Raw genomic sequence first — 14,368 nt, 5'->3', positions numbered from 1 at the left:
CGCTTACACCTTCGACACAAGAGGACGGCCGAGCAGGCCTTGGGGCCGAAAGACCAGAACGAGAACGAGCAGCGAGAAGCTGAAAACGTCTTTGTAGTCCGAGTTGACCAATCCGGAGAACAGCGACTCGGAGATCCCGAGAATGATCCCGCCGAGCATCGCCCCGGGCAGCGAGCCAATCCCACCAAGCACCGCGGCGGTGAACGCCTTGATGCCAATGATGAAGCCCGCGTAGAAGTCGAATGTGCCGTAGTTCATGGTGATCAGCACGCCGGCCAACGCCGCCATCGCGGCACCAATGATGAACACGTAGGAAATGACGCGATCGGTGTTGATCCCCAGGATCGAGGCCATCTTGCGGTCTTGCTGGGTCGCGCGGCACATACGGCCGAGCTTGGTGTATTTGATGACGTAGGTCAGCAGGGCCATCCCGACAAACGCTGCGACCAGAATGAAGATCTTGGTGTAAGTAAGCTGGACGAAGCCGGTCCCGACTTCAACGCGCCATGCACCGGTCAGCAGTGTCGGTACGCCTTGTTGACGGGCCCCTTGGGAAATCTGTGCATAGTTTTGCAGGATCAGCGAAATACCGATGGCGCTGATCAGCGGTGCCAGTCGGGTGGAGTTGCGCAGCGGTTTGTAGGCGACGCGCTCGATGACCCAGCCATACACCGCCGTGACGATGATGGTGAAGACCAGTGTGCCAAGCATCAGCAAGGGAAAGGATTCAATACCGAAGTATGCCAGCAGAGCCAGACTGATTGCCGCGAGGTAAGCGGAAATCATGTAAACCTCGCCGTGGGCGAAGTTGATCATGCCGATGATGCCATAGACCATTGTGTAGCCGATGGCGATCAGGCCATAGACCGACCCGAGGGTCAGGCCGTTGACCAGTTGCTGCAGGAAAATACCATCCATAACGCAATCTCACGCATTTGAGAGACTGCACAAAAACCGAGTGCGCCAGACCGGGGTTCAGCCGCCGACGCAACACGGTTGTATGCAGCTCTACGAGAAAAGACAGGTACAGCACGGACATGTTCTTTGATTACCCGGCGCACAAGACGCCGGGCAATCAGCCAGTCATATCACTTCTGTTTTTCCAGCTGGTGGTATTTGCCATCCTTGTCCCACTGGTAAACCACGTAGTCGGAGACTTTCAGGTCGCCCTTGGCGTCCCAGGTCTTCTCGCCCATCACGGTTTTGACCGGATTTTTCTTCAGCCACTCGGCGGCTTTCTCGCCATTGTTGGATTTGGAGCCATTGAAGGCTGCGGCCAGAGCCTGGACCGAAGCATAGGCGTACAGGGTGTAGCCTTCAGGCTCGGTGCCTTTCTTGCGGAACTCGTCCACTACAGTCTTGCTGTCTGGCAGCAGGCGTGGGTCGGCACCAAAGGTCATCAGCACGCCGTCAACGAATTGCGGACCGCCAGCGGTGGTCACCAGTTCGTCGGTTACGATACCGTCATCGGACATGAACTTGACGTCTTTGAGACCTTGCTCACGCAGTTGACGAACCAGAGGACCGGCTTCCGGGTGCAGGCCACCGAAGTAAACGACGTCGGCGCCAGCGCCGCGGATTTTGGTGACGATGGTGCTGAAATCTTTTTCGCCACGGGTCAGGCCTTCGTACAGGACCGGCGTCACGCCACGCTTGGCCAACTGAGCCTTGGTAGCATCCGCCAGACCTTGACCGTAGGTGTCCTTGTCGTGCAGAACCACGACTTTCTTGCCCTTGAGCACGTCGACGATGTAATCGCCGGCCACAATGCCTTGCTGGTCGTCACGCCCGCACATACGGAACATGGCACTCAGGCCTCGCTCGGTAACAGCCGGGTTGGTGGAACCTGGAGTGATCGCGATGATGCCTGCTTCGTCGTAGATCTCGGAGGCCGGGATGGTCGATGAGGAGCAGAAGTGACCGACTACGCCAGCGACTTTCTGGTTGGTCAGGTCCTTGGCGACCGTCACAGCCTGTTTCGGTTCGCAGGCGTCATCGCCTTTGACCAGTACGATTTTTTCCCCATTGACACCGCCAGAGGCGTTGACTGCATCAGCCGCTGCCTGCGCACCCTTCATGTACTGCTCGCCAAATGCCGCGTTGGCGCCCGTCATTGGACCCGCTACGCCGATCTTGATGTCAGCCTGAGCAAACGCAGAAACACCCAACGCAGTTGCCACTGCGAGGGCCAGAAAGCCTTTCTTGTAAAACGTCTGGGACATGAGGTGGTGCTCCAAGGTTTTTTTTAGTTGGCACTGCGACTTCACTGAATGCTCAGAGCAAGGGCCGTGCCATCGGTTTTTTATTCTGGGAAAAGTCGCTGCCTTATTGTTTTTTCGACTGTTTCGGGCCCATTTTCATTGGGCGTGCAACCGTCTAAACCGCGGGAGGTGAAACCATTTATTTTTAAAGGCGCAACCCACGCGCGCCATCATTGCAACCGCAGCGCCAAACGATGTGCAACCAGCCTGTAACAGCTCGCGTCACCGAACTGCACACTGCTGGTGCGCAACTGCTACAACCCGCACCATTACAGGCTAGCCGCTTCGCTGAAAAGCGCCGCTTCCAGCAACATATTTCAACAATCAGATGACGATCCGCAGGCACTGGCCCGCGTGATACAACGAAAATCCGGCCTCATACAGGCAGCTTCTCAGCCCCACACCTGCCAATGGCTGCATGGGCGCGAAGGGAATCGGCAGGGCTTGAGGATCTCCATTACACAAATAATCGGCAAAGGCTTTGCCGACCACTGTACCGGTCGTCACGCCTCGACCGTTGTAGCCGGTGACGGCCACCAGACCCGGTGCCGGCTCGAACAGGCGCATCAAATGATCCGGGGTGAAGGCGATGCAACCGGTCCAGGTGCATTCCCACTCCACCGGTTTCAGGTACGGGAAGTAATGCTGCTGAACCCGGTCGGCCCAGGCTTTGAGGAACCAGGTCGGTTTCTGGTTGCCATTGCCGAGACTGCCGAGTAACAGTCGCCCGTCCTTGTCTCGCCGAATACTACTGAGCACCTGCCGGGTGTCCCAGGAACCCTGGCCGCCGGGCAGAATCTGTTGCGCGGCGTCTTCGGTCAGCGGCACCGAGGCCACTTGATAGTAATAACCGGGGAAAAAGTTGCGCCGCAGCTCCGTCCAGTCACCTTCGGTATAAGCGTTGGAGGCGACGACCACCTGCTCGGCCAGCACCGAACCCTGGGCGGTTTGCACCGACCAGCGCTGGCCCTGACGTTCAAGTCGGGTCACCGGTGAATGATCGAACAGCTGACCGCCAAGGCTGATGACCGCATTGGCCAGCCCCGTGGTGTAGGCCATCGGGTTGATCGTGCCGGCGCGCCGATCGAGCAAGGCGGCGGCGATCTTTTTTGTGCCGGTGGCTTGTTCGCAGGCTTGACCGGTTAACAGTTCGACCGGCGCACCACGACGTTTCCATTGTTCTTCGCGACTGCGCAGATCCGCTTCGCCACGCGCGTTGTGCGCCATGTGCAGCGTGCCTTCGCGGCGTAACTGGCAATCGATGTTGTATTTGTCGACCAGGCTAAACACCAGTGACGGCGCCGCACCCAGCATGCGGTTGAGCTGACTGCCGACCGCCTCGCCGAACCCGGCTTCGATTTCATCCGGTGGAATCCACATCCCGGCGTTGACCAGCCCGACGTTACGCCCCGAACCGCCATGCCCGGCGCGATGCGCTTCCAGCACACAGACACTTTTACCCTGTTCCAGCAGATGCACCGCCGCCGACAAACCGGTGAAACCGGCACCGATGACGCAGACATCCACCGTCACCTCGCCTTTGAGCGCCGCGTTGTCGGGCCTTTGCGGCGTCAGTTTTTCCCACAGACACTCTTCGCGTAACGGCATTGCCAGACTCCAACAGAAACCTAACAAACACATCCATTCCAGTGTGGGAGCGGGCTTGCTCGCGAAGGCGTCCGTGTATTCAGTATCTATGTGACTGAAAGACCGCTTTCGCGAGCAAGCCCGCTCCCACATTGGATTTTCATTGGATCAAAGATCTGAGTTCATCTCAGTCGAAGGTGATCCCTTGAGCCAACGGCAACTCCAGCGAATAGTTCACGGTATTGGTCTGACGGCGCATGTACCCGCGCCATGCATCCGAACCGGATTCACGACCACCGCCCGTTTCCTTCTCGCCGCCAAACGCGCCGCCGATCTCTGCGCCGCTCGGGCCGATGTTGACGTTGGCGATGCCGCAATCGCTGCCCACAGCGGACATGAACTGCTCGGCTTCACGCACATCAGTGGTGAAGATGCACGACGACAGGCCTTGTGGCACGGCGTTGTTCAGGCGCAGCGCCTCTTCGAAATCGTTGTAACCGATCACGTACAGAATCGGTGCGAAGGTTTCGCTGCACACCACATCGCTCTGCTCCGGCATTTCGACGATGGCGGGCGAAACGTAGTAAGCGTTGGGGAATTTGTCTTCCAGCTGACGCTTGCCGCCGAATACGCGGCCGCCTTCGCTCAAGGCCTGCTCCAGCGCGTCCTGCATGTTTTCGAAGCTGTGTTTGTCGATCAGCGGCCCCACCAGATTGCCTTCCAGCGGATGGCCGATGCGCACCTTGGAATAAGCGGCTTTGAGGCGGGTGATGATTTCTTCCTTCACCGACTCATGGGCGATCAGGCGACGCAACGTGGTGCAACGCTGTCCGGCAGTGCCGACGGCGCTGAACAGAATCGCCCGTACAGCCATGTCCAGATCGGCGCTTGGGCCGAGGATCATCGCGTTGTTGCCGCCCAGCTCGAGAATGCTGCGGGCGAAACGTGCAGCGATTTTCGGCGCCACTTCGCGGCCCATGCGGGTGCTGCCGGTGGCGCTGACCAGCGCGACACGCGGGTCATCGACCAGCGCTTCGCCAGCATCGCGACCACCGATGATCACCTGGCTCAGGTGTGGCGGGGCATCGCTGAAATTCTTCAAGACGCGGTCGAACAACGCTTGGCAGGCCAACGCGGTCAGCGGGGTTTTCTCCGACGGCTTCCAGATCACCGGGTTACCGCAGACCAGCGCCAGCGTTGCGTTCCAGGCCCAAACGGCGACCGGGAAGTTGAACGCACTGATCACGCCGACGACGCCCAGCGGGTGCCAGCTTTCGCGCATGTGGTGGCCAGGACGCTCGGAGGCGATGGTCAAACCGTACAACTGACGGGACAGACCGACCGCGAAGTCGCAGATGTCGATCATTTCCTGAACTTCACCCAAACCTTCCTGAGTGATCTTGCCGGCCTCCCAGGAAACCAGCTCACCGAGATCAGCCTTGTACTCGCGCAAGATGTCGCCCAATTGGCGCACCAATTCGCCACGACGCGGCGCCGGAACTTTGCGCCAGAGTTCGAACGCATGATCTGCGCGACTGATGTGCTGCTCGACTTCAGCGGCGCCTTCCCAGTTCACGGCAGCGATACGGCTGCCATCGATCGGCGAATGCACCGGCACTTTGCCGTTCTGATACAGGGCCGGGTTCACACCAAGACGATCAAGCAATGCGGCAACCATGGGTCACTCCTCAAGCAAAAAACAGAAGACGTTCAGCCGGATTTATTCGGCTGATCAGACCTGTAGTTTTAGCTCTCCAGAGGTTACCCAACAAACGACCTTTAAGAGAGATATCATTCCGTTTATTCATGCTGCGAATCTGCCGGTAAAAAAGAGCATAGAGAAACAAGAAAAAGGACCACCCATGCTGAATAAACGCTACTTGCCGTCGATCACCGCGTTGCAGTGCTTCGAGGCCGTGACCCGGCATTTGAGCTTCACCCGTGCCGCCGAAGAGCTGAACCTGACGCAGAGCGCCGTGAGCAAACAGGTCGCGCAACTCGAAGAATTGCTGCAGCACCTGTTGTTCCGCCGGGTGCGTCGACGTCTGCAAATGACCCCCGCCGGCGATTTGTACCTGGTGGAGGTGCGAAAAATCCTCACCCAAGTCGAAATGTCGACCCATTACCTGCGCTCCTACGGCGGTGATACCGAAGTCTTGCGAGTCTCGACGCCTCCGACCTTCGGTGCGCGCTGGCTGGTGCCGCGCTTGAAAGGCTGGCGCCTGCGACATCCGTCGATCCATCTGGACCTGTGCAGCGAACAGGAAGCCGACGATCTGCTGCAAGGTCGCAGCGACCTGGCGTTCTACTTTGGTCAGGGCTCTCGGCCCGGCACCGAATGCCTGAAGCTGTTTGGCGAGGAACTGGTGCCGGTCTGCGCACCGGGCAGCCTGCCGGACACGCCGTTCACCGACCCGACGCAACTCACCGACCTGGTCCTGCTGCAAAATGCTTCCCGGCCCCAGGCCTGGCACGACTGGTTCGACAGCCAGGGCTACCACACCGAACACAGCTACCACGGCCCGCGTTTCGAAACCTTCTACATGTGCATCCGCGCCGCCCAGGTCGGCTGCGGCGTGGCGCTGCTGCCGAAGTTTCTGGTGGAGGAGGAATTGGCCGACGGCAAACTGGTCATTCCCTGGAAGCATGCGATGCCCAGCACCGACGCCTATTACCTGGCGTATCCGGAGCATTCGGCGGAAGTACCCAAGGTGCGGGATTTTGTGAAGTGGATGCTGGAGCAGATCGACAGTCCAGACATACCGCAAATTTAGGGTTGCACCCAATACCTGTGGGAGCGGGCTTGCTCGCGAAGGGGCCGGCACATTCAACATCAATGTTGACTGGCATTACGCTTTCGCGAGCAAGCCCGCTCCCACAGGGATCTGCTGCGATCTAAAAAATTGCTGGCAATACCTGCCGCTGATATGCGCCACTAGCCCCATTCATTGAAACAGCTGCAACGTCGCTGCCACGGGCCGCGGCCAGCCTGGAGACCCCTTATGAGCGAGAGTGTGTTTGCCGATCGCATCGTGCAGAACCTGCTCGACACCGACTTCTACAAACTGACGATGATGCAGGCGGTGCTGCACAACTACCCTAACGTGGAAGTCGAATGGGAGTTTCGTTGCCGTAACAGTGAGGATCTGCGCCCGTACCTGGCGGAGATCCGTTTCCAGATCGAGCGCCTGGCGGAGTTGAGCCTGAGTGCCGATCAGTTGAGTTTCCTGGAACGCATCAGCTTTCTGAAACCGGATTTCCTGCGTTTTCTCGGGCTGTTCCGCTTCAACCTGCGCTATATCCACACCGGCATCGAAAACGGCGAGTTATTCATCCGTCTGCGCGGGCCGTGGCTGCACGTGATTCTGTTCGAAGTGCCGCTGCTGGCCATGGTCAGCGAAGTACGCAACCGCTATCGCTACCGGGAAATCATTCTGGAACAGGCCCGCGAACAGCTCTATCGCAAGTTCGACTGGCTGACCGCCAACGCCAGCGAGGACGAATTGTCCGAGTTGCAAGTAGCCGATTTCGGCACCCGCCGTCGCTTCTCGTACCGTGTACAGGAAGAAGTGGTGAACGTGCTCAAGCATGACTTCCCCGGTCGCTTCGTCGGTACCAGCAACGTGCACCTGTCCCGGGAGCTGGACATGAAGCCGCTGGGCACTATGGCCCACGAATGGATCATGGCGCACCAGCAACTCGGTCCGCGGCTGATCGACAGCCAGATTGCCGCCCTCGACTGTTGGGTCCGTGAATACCGGGGATTGCTGGGAATCGCTCTGACCGACTGCATCACCTCCGATGCCTTCCTCAACGATTTCGACCTGTTCTTTGCCAAGCTCTTCGACGGCTTGCGCCACGACTCCGGTGACCCGGTGCAGTGGGCGGAAAAAGCCATCGCCCACTATCACAAGCTTGGCATCGACCCGATGAGCAAGACCCTGGTGTTTTCCGACAGTCTGACGCTGCCCAAGTCTCTGGAGATTTTTCGGGCATTGCGCGGTCGGATCAATGTCAGCTTCGGCATCGGCACCAACCTGACGTGCGATATTCCGGGTGTCGAACCGATGAGCATCGTGCTTAAAATGACGGCCTGCAACGGCCAGCCAGTGGCCAAGATTTCTGATGAGCCTGGCAAGACTCACTGCAAAGACCCGAATTTCGTCGCCTATTTGCGACATGTTTTCCAAGTACCTGCCGCCATTTCCAGCCCATCTAGCAAGGAGTGAATTCATGCAAGCCGTACAGCGTGAGATTGCTGAACAGCTCAAGGTCCAACCGCCCTTCGCGGACCAACTCGCCCTCGAGGCTGAAGTTGCCCGGCGGATTACCTTCATTCAGGACTGCCTGGTCAATGCCGGGCTCAAGACGCTGGTGCTGGGCATCAGCGGCGGCGTCGACTCCCTGACCGCCGGCCTGCTGGCCCAGCGCGCCATGCGTGAACTGCGCGAGCGTACTGGTGATGCCAGCTACAAGTTCATCGCCGTGCGCCTGCCTTATGGCGTCCAGTTCGACGAGCATGATGCCCAGGCCTCAGTGGACTTCATTGCCCCCGATGAGCGCCACACCGTAAACATCGGCCCGGCGGTCAAATCCCTGGCCAGCGAAGTGGCGGCCTTCGAGGGTAAGGAGGCGGTGCAGAAGGATTTTGTGCTGGGCAACACCAAGGCGCGGATGCGCATGGTCGCGCAATACACCATCGCCGGCGCAGCTCACGGCCTGGTGATCGGCACCGATCACGCGGCAGAAGCGGTGATGGGTTTCTTCACCAAGTTCGGTGACGGCGCCTGCGACCTCGCACCGCTGAGCGGCCTGGTGAAAAATCAGGTCCGGGCGATTGCCCGCAGCTTCGGCGCGCCAGAGTCGCTGGTGGAAAAAATCCCGACTGCCGACCTCGAAGACCTGTCGCCGGGCAAACCGGACGAAGCGTCCCACGGCGTGACCTACGCCGAGATCGACGCCTTCCTGCATGGCGAGCCGGTGCGTGAGGAAGCATTCAAGATCATCTGCGACACATACAAAAAGACCCATCACAAGCGCGTGATGCCGTTTGCGCCTTGAGCCGTGAATGAACGAAAAAGCCCGCTGAGGAGTTGATCCTCAGCGGGCTTTTCTTTGGCTTGAGCATTTGTCGATGCTGAAGGCCCATTCACGAGCAAGCCCGCTCCCACACTGGATCTGCGGTGTATACAGATCAAATGTGGGAGCGGGCTTGCTCGCGAAGAACGATAACGCGGTAGCCCGTCTTACTTCAGGGTAACAGTGCCTTTCATCATCGAGATATGGCCCGGGAACGAGCAGAAGAAACCGTACTTTTCAGCAGCATTGAGCTTCGACACGTCGAAAGTCACCGAGTCGGTTTCCTTCGCGCCGATGACTTTGGTGTGAGCAATGATGCGGGCATCACCTTCTTTCAGGTAGTTCTTGTCGATACCTGCCGCCACGCCGTCGGTGGCGATCGGCTGCATGTCGGCTTCTTTGCTCAGCACCCAGTTATGACCCATGACGTTTTTCGGCAGGCTGCCAGAATGTTTCAGTTCCACGGTGAACGTCTTGCAGCTCTTGTCGATGGTGATGTCCTTGGTATCGAAGGACATCTGGTCAGTGGAGTCGACAGTGACCTTGCATTCCGCAGCCATCAATTGGCTGCTGGCCAGTGTCAGCAGGGATACCGCAACAAGTTTGGCAAACATGGTGAATCTCCAAGGCATGGTTAACAAAAGTGCTAATGGACAGAAGACTGCCTGAAATCTTCGCAAGTTCCTATGACCTGAATCAAAAATTGTATACAACTTTCAGGCTATGACACTCATCGAAACAATCTACCAGCCAGACGTCTGGCACGGCCCTATCATCAGGACCGTCATCTCTCATCTGGAGCGCCTGTCATGTCTTTCAACAGTTTATTGAGCAGTTTGCTCGCCGCTTATGCCTGTGGTGCCAGCGGTACCTACGAAACACCTGAACGCGAGGTTTAACCCTTGGAACGAGGCAAGCCTGCCTTTACTCTGTGGCCCTGATGACCATGGAGTAAGGCATGTCTTTAGCGTCCGTTTGTGTATTTTGCGGTGCCAGCACTGGCACTAACCCGGCCTATCGTGAAGCGGCTGTCGCCCTGGGGCGAGCATTGGCCGAGCGCAAGCTGACTCTGGTCTATGGCGGCGGCGCCGTCGGGCTGATGGGGATTGTGGCCGATGCCGCGCTGGCGGCCGGCGGTGAAGTGATCGGGATCATCCCGCAGAGCCTCAAAGACAAGGAAATCGGCCACAGCGGCCTGACCCGCCTGGAAGTGGTCGATGGCATGCATGCGCGCAAGGCGCGAATGGCCGAGCTCAGCGATGCCTTCATTGCTCTGCCCGGCGGCCTGGGCACGCTGGAAGAACTGTTCGAAGTCTGGACCTGGGGCCAGCTCGGCTATCACGGAAAACCGCTGGGTTTGCTGGAAGTAAACGGTTTCTACAGCAAGTTGACGTCTTTTCTTGATCATATCGTCGGCGAAGGCTTCGTTCGCGAAGCGCACCGTGACATGCTGCAAATGAGCGAATCGCCGCAAACCCTGCTCGACGCACTGGACGCCTGGCAACCCTCGGTACCGCCAAAATGGACCGAGCAAAAACCCAGCTAACGGCTCGGCATCGATACAGGGCAGAATATGCGCCGCTCAACCTCACCTTCGACCCCAGAGGATCGCCCATGGCTAAACCTAATTATTCCTTCGCCAAACGTCAGAGAGACTTGGCCAAGGAGCAGAAGAAAGAGGAAAAGCTTCAGCGCAAGAAAGCTACAGCTGAAGAAGAAGCAGCAGCACTGAACCCGGATACCGAAGGCGAAGTGGCTACAGACGAAACTGAAGCACCGAAAGATCAGGCGCCCGACGCCTGAGACCCTCAGGGCCCGATGATCTGATCAGGCCCACCGGATCTGTGTCCAGGGTCAGCAACGATGTTGCTGACCCTCACAGTCCAATCTGAAATCCCTCTCTAAAAAATTGCACATTCCCTGTGGGAGCGGGCTTGCTCGCGAAAGCGGCGGCACATCCAACATCTATGTGGCTGACTGGCCGCTTTCGCGAGCAAGCCCGCTCCCACACTGGATCTCAGTTACTCCAACGGCATTACGGTAACCCGAACCTCCGGGTCGTGGCTGCCACCGCCCAGGATCACCCCACGCAACGGTGATACATCAGAAAAATCCCGCCCCCAGGCCAGGGTGATGTGCTCCAGCGCCGGTTGCACATTATTGGTCGGGTCGAAATCCACCCAACCCAACACCGGGCAAAATACCGACACCCAAGCATGAGACGCATCGGCGCCGATCAGCCGCGGCTGACCCGGTGGAGGCTGGGTTAGCAGATAGCCGCTGATATACCGCGCCGCTAATCCCCGGGAGCGCACACAAGCGAGCATCAAGTGCGCAAAGTCCTGGCAAACGCCGCGCCGCCTCTCCAGCACTTCCACCAGCGGCGTCGCCACTTGGGTCGCTTCGGCGTCGAAGGTGAATTCGCTGAAGATTTTCTCCATCAACGCCTGAACCCCCAGCAGCAATGGCCGGCCAGGAGAAAAGCAACTTTCCGAGAACTCGACGAAGTTGCGCTTCAAATGCACGTAAGGCGATTCGAACCGATAACGGCACGCTTCAAGTATCTCGGGTGACAGCGGTTGACTGCTGTAGGTCAGTGCGTTGCAGGTCTCTTCCCAGGCTGGCGATTGATTGAAGTCCAATGATGGTCGGGCCAGTACTTCGACCGTCAGGCTGGCATTGACCAGCAACTCATCGTGCGGCCGCTCGAATGCCAATCGGGTGAGCGGATTACCAAACACGTCCAGCTCATCCCGGCGCGAGGTCGGATCGGGACTGATCTGCAATTGCTGATCGGTGCAGCGCTGCCAAACGCAAGCCCGTGGCCACAGATGCGCCAATTGCTGGGCCAGGGATACCGGGCTGTCATAGTGATAATGGGTGTCGTGGAAAATCTGGTAATGGGCATTCATCAGACGGACACCGTGCGTTGGCTGACATCATCGACATGGGCGAAATGGCGCAAAGCCAGGCGATCCGATACTTGTCCGCTGGCATCGGCGATCTCCTGCAACAGATCGGCCAGCCCCTCTATGGCGGCGCGAACACTGGCCTCGCCAAACAGTGAGTTTTCCAGGCAACCCAGATCGAAGCGCGCCAGCCGCTCCACCAACTGCGGCAAACCTGTTTCACGCGGCGCCCCAAAGTCATCGTTCAAGCGTTTCAACGTGCGGGTCACCAGCTTCAACTGGAACAGCACCGCGTGAGGGTTCTGCTCGTCGAGCAACAACAGGTCCAGCACCGGGATCAATTGCGCCACCGCCAAGTACCGCGAGCGGTAGGTGATGCTGCTGTTGCCCAGCTCCAGCAGCCATTCCAGCCCGGCCTGATCGAAAGTCCCGGCGCCACGCAGAAACGCCGCCAGGCTGCCGCTGAGAAACTGCAGGCGCTCGATCCGTCGCCCGATCATCAGGAAACGCCAGCCTTCGTCCCGGGTCATGTCGTCGAGGGCAAAACCGGACAGCGCCGCCAGCGACATCACCAATCGGTTGAGGAAATCCAGCAGCTCGCCGAAATCCGGCTCTTCGGTTTCCAGTTCCATGGCCTCGCGCTGCAACTCCACCAGCGCTTGCCAGTTCTCTCGCGAGAGCTTGCCGCGTACTTGCGACGCCGCCCATTGCAAGCGTTGCAGGTTGGAGCGCAGGCTGAACGGCCAATCATCGCCGAGCAGCGCCGCCAGCAATCGCTCTGGCAACTCGCCCTCCTCCGGCAACAGATTCAGGCGTTCACCGAGATCGACTGCAGCCTCCAGCGCTTGCGGGTCATCGCCATCGACATAGCGCGCGAGCATGATGCGCAGCAGCCGCGCGCTGTCATCGCAGCGCTCGCAGTAACGGCCGAACCAGAACAGGTTCTCGACCACCCGCGATGGCAGATACGGATCGCGTCGCACCAGATCGTGAACGCCAATGTTGCGCTGGGCTTTCCATTGTTCGCCGCTGGGCGGGCGATCGCCCAACACCCAAGTGTCCTTGCTGGCGCCACCGCGCTGCATCGACACCACTTCGGCGTCGGCTTCGGCGGCAACCCGCGTCAGCCCGCCGGGCAGTACTCGATAGCCGTCCCGACTGGCCACCGCATACACGCGCATGCCAATGGCCCGCGGTTGCAACTGTCCACCTTCGGGCTGCCAGATCGGCGCCTGGGACAGTTGCGCCAATTCTTGCGCAACATAGGCATAAGGTCGTGCCTGCATGCGCTCAGCCAAGGCTTGACGCTGTTTTTCACTCAAGTCACGACCAAACACCGGGGCGAAGCTCTGCGACGGAAACGCCGGTTTGATCAACAGCTCCGGAAGTTTTTCCAAAGCCTGGGCCAGCACCGGCGCTTCACCGCACCACCAGGTCGCGATGGACGGCAGGATCAGCTCCTCGCCAAACAGAAACTGATTGATCTTCGGCAGAAAGCCCAACAACCCCGGCGACTCCAGCACGCCGCTGCCGAGGGCATTGGCCACCAGCACCCGGCCCTGACGCACCGCTTCGAGCAACCCCGGCACACCAAGGGCCGAGTCGGTGCGCAGCTCCAGGGGGTCGCAGAAATCATCGTCGAGCCGACGCATGATCGCGTGAACCCGACGCAGACCACTCAAGGTTTTCAGGTAGACCGTGGCATCCCGGACGGTCAGGTCGCCGCCCTCCACCAACGGATAACCGAGCTGGCGAGCCAGATACAGGTGTTCAAAATAGCTTTCGTTGAAACGCCCCGGCGTCAGCAGCACCACCAGTGGCGCTTCGTCATCGCTCGGCGCCTGACGGGCGAGCGTTTCCTGAAGGGTGCGGAAGAACCCGGCCAAGTGCTGCACCTTCAAATCGCGGTACAGCTCGGGAAAGGCCCGGGACACGATGGTGCGGTTTTCCAGCGCGTAACCGGCACCGGATGGCGCTTGAGTCCGATCCGCCGTCACCCACCAGCGACCGTCAGGCGTGCGCGCCAGATCCACGGCGTACAGATGCAAAAAGGTCCCGTCGGGCGGCGAAATGCCCTGACAGGGCCAGAGGAAGTTGTTGTGACCGAACACCAGCTCAGCCGGCAGCAGGCCTTCGGCGATCAAGCGCTGAGGACCGTACAAATCCGCCAGCACAGCATTGAGCAAGCGCGCCCGTTGAGCAATCCCGGCCGATAACTGTTCCCACTCATCGGCGGCAATCACATGAGGCAGCAGGTCCAGCTCCCACGGCCGGTCAGCGCCCTTGGGGTCGGCGTAGACGTTATAGGTCACGCCGTTTTCCTGGATCTGCCGGGTCAGCAGCGCCTGACGCTGCACCAGTTGCGCTGGCGTGCTGCGTTGCAATTGATCGAACAGCCGCCGCCAGTGCGGGCGCACGGCGCCGCTGTCGTCGAGCAGTTCGTGATAAGTGCCCGCGGTCAGCGGGTAGCGGTCAAGCAGGTCAGGCATGGAAAGCTCGGCAGACAGCAAAGAACGGTCAGACTAACGCAGG

12 protein-coding genes are annotated in these 14,368 nt (G+C 59.3%); 5 read left to right on the top strand and 7 right to left on the bottom strand.

Annotated features, from left to right (window positions below):
• Positions 1-3 precede the first annotated feature (3 nt).
• From KVG95_RS08405 to amaB, 4 genes are all read right to left on the bottom strand, one after another.
• Positions 4-918 carry an ABC transporter permease subunit gene (locus KVG95_RS08405; protein WP_008068915.1) on the bottom strand — a complete coding sequence of 305 codons (915 nt, stop codon included), beginning with the start codon at positions 916-918 and terminating at the stop codon, positions 4-6.
• Between the two features lie 170 nt (positions 919-1,088).
• Positions 1,089-2,222, bottom strand: a complete 1,134-nt coding sequence (locus tag KVG95_RS08400) for an ABC transporter substrate-binding protein (RefSeq protein WP_052965919.1) — start codon at positions 2,220-2,222, stop codon at positions 1,089-1,091.
• A 363-nt stretch (positions 2,223-2,585) separates the two neighbouring features.
• Complete coding sequence (amaA, locus tag KVG95_RS08395) at positions 2,586-3,869, bottom strand: L-pipecolate oxidase (RefSeq protein ID WP_217855618.1); 1,284 nt, start codon at positions 3,867-3,869, stop codon at positions 2,586-2,588.
• Positions 3,870-4,035: 166 nt separating this feature from the next.
• On the bottom strand, positions 4,036-5,526 hold the full coding sequence (gene amaB / locus KVG95_RS08390) for an L-piperidine-6-carboxylate dehydrogenase (RefSeq protein ID WP_217855616.1): 1,491 nt from the start codon (positions 5,524-5,526) through the stop codon (positions 4,036-4,038).
• A gap of 184 nt (positions 5,527-5,710) precedes the next feature.
• Between amaB and KVG95_RS08385 the strand changes: the two genes are divergently transcribed.
• From KVG95_RS08385 to nadE, 3 genes are all read left to right on the top strand, one after another.
• A complete protein-coding gene (locus KVG95_RS08385; RefSeq protein WP_030128314.1) occupies positions 5,711-6,622 on the top strand; it encodes a LysR family transcriptional regulator in 912 nt (303 codons plus the stop codon).
• 228 nt (positions 6,623-6,850) lie between these two features.
• Entirely contained in the window at positions 6,851-8,077 is a 1,227-nt protein-coding gene (gene pncB, locus KVG95_RS08380) for a nicotinate phosphoribosyltransferase (protein WP_217855614.1), read from the top strand.
• A gap of 4 nt (positions 8,078-8,081) precedes the next feature.
• Positions 8,082-8,909 (top strand): NAD(+) synthase, encoded by an 828-nt coding sequence (nadE, locus tag KVG95_RS08375; RefSeq protein ID WP_217855612.1) that lies wholly within the window; start codon positions 8,082-8,084, stop codon positions 8,907-8,909.
• A gap of 185 nt (positions 8,910-9,094) precedes the next feature.
• On the opposite strand, the gene azu is transcribed toward nadE, so the two are convergent.
• Positions 9,095-9,541 carry an azurin gene (gene azu / locus KVG95_RS08370; RefSeq protein WP_217855609.1) on the bottom strand — a complete coding sequence of 149 codons (447 nt, stop codon included), beginning with the start codon at positions 9,539-9,541 and terminating at the stop codon, positions 9,095-9,097.
• Between the two features lie 344 nt (positions 9,542-9,885).
• On the opposite strand from azu, the gene KVG95_RS08365 reads away from it, so the two are divergent.
• Positions 9,886-10,473, top strand: a complete 588-nt coding sequence (locus KVG95_RS08365) for a cytokinin riboside 5'-monophosphate phosphoribohydrolase (protein ID WP_007902708.1) — start codon at positions 9,886-9,888, stop codon at positions 10,471-10,473.
• Positions 10,474-10,541: 68 nt separating this feature from the next.
• Complete coding sequence (locus tag KVG95_RS08360; RefSeq protein WP_007902706.1) at positions 10,542-10,730, top strand: hypothetical protein; 189 nt, start codon at positions 10,542-10,544, stop codon at positions 10,728-10,730.
• Positions 10,731-10,948: 218 nt separating this feature from the next.
• On the opposite strand, the gene KVG95_RS08355 is transcribed toward KVG95_RS08360, so the two are convergent.
• Both KVG95_RS08355 and KVG95_RS08350 read right to left on the bottom strand, forming a co-directional pair.
• Positions 10,949-11,839, bottom strand: a complete 891-nt coding sequence (locus KVG95_RS08355; RefSeq protein ID WP_217855607.1) for a transglutaminase family protein — start codon at positions 11,837-11,839, stop codon at positions 10,949-10,951.
• Complete coding sequence (locus KVG95_RS08350; protein WP_217855605.1) at positions 11,839-14,325, bottom strand: circularly permuted type 2 ATP-grasp protein; 2,487 nt, start codon at positions 14,323-14,325, stop codon at positions 11,839-11,841. Before KVG95_RS08350 ends, KVG95_RS08355 begins: the two co-directional genes overlap by 1 nt.
• Between the last annotated feature and the right edge of the window lie 43 nt (positions 14,326-14,368).

Source organism: Pseudomonas farris (genome assembly GCF_019145235.1).
GTDB lineage: Bacteria > Pseudomonadota > Gammaproteobacteria > Pseudomonadales > Pseudomonadaceae > Aquipseudomonas > Aquipseudomonas farris.
Note: the sequence above shows the minus strand (reverse complement) of the source record. Positions and strands in the feature narration are given on the sequence as shown.

Excerpts from the sequence above, each read along its gene's own strand:
- KVG95_RS08405 (WP_008068915.1), bottom strand. The coding sequence starts at position 918 with ATGGATGGTATTTTCCTGCAGCAACTGGTCAACGGCCTGACCCTCGGG.
- KVG95_RS08400 (WP_052965919.1), bottom strand. The coding sequence starts at position 2,222 with ATGTCCCAGACGTTTTACAAGAAAGGCTTTCTGGCCCTCGCAGTGGCA.
- amaA (WP_217855618.1), bottom strand. The coding sequence starts at position 3,869 with ATGCCGTTACGCGAAGAGTGTCTGTGGGAAAAACTGACGCCGCAAAGG.
- amaB (WP_217855616.1), bottom strand. The coding sequence starts at position 5,526 with ATGGTTGCCGCATTGCTTGATCGTCTTGGTGTGAACCCGGCCCTGTAT.
- KVG95_RS08385 (WP_030128314.1), top strand. The coding sequence starts at position 5,711 with ATGCTGAATAAACGCTACTTGCCGTCGATCACCGCGTTGCAGTGCTTC.
- pncB (WP_217855614.1), top strand. The coding sequence starts at position 6,851 with ATGAGCGAGAGTGTGTTTGCCGATCGCATCGTGCAGAACCTGCTCGAC.
- nadE (WP_217855612.1), top strand. The coding sequence starts at position 8,082 with ATGCAAGCCGTACAGCGTGAGATTGCTGAACAGCTCAAGGTCCAACCG.
- azu (WP_217855609.1), bottom strand. The coding sequence starts at position 9,541 with ATGTTTGCCAAACTTGTTGCGGTATCCCTGCTGACACTGGCCAGCAGC.
- KVG95_RS08365 (WP_007902708.1), top strand. The coding sequence starts at position 9,886 with ATGTCTTTAGCGTCCGTTTGTGTATTTTGCGGTGCCAGCACTGGCACT.
- KVG95_RS08360 (WP_007902706.1), top strand. The coding sequence starts at position 10,542 with ATGGCTAAACCTAATTATTCCTTCGCCAAACGTCAGAGAGACTTGGCC.
- KVG95_RS08355 (WP_217855607.1), bottom strand. The coding sequence starts at position 11,839 with ATGAATGCCCATTACCAGATTTTCCACGACACCCATTATCACTATGAC.
- KVG95_RS08350 (WP_217855605.1), bottom strand. The coding sequence starts at position 14,325 with ATGCCTGACCTGCTTGACCGCTACCCGCTGACCGCGGGCACTTATCAC.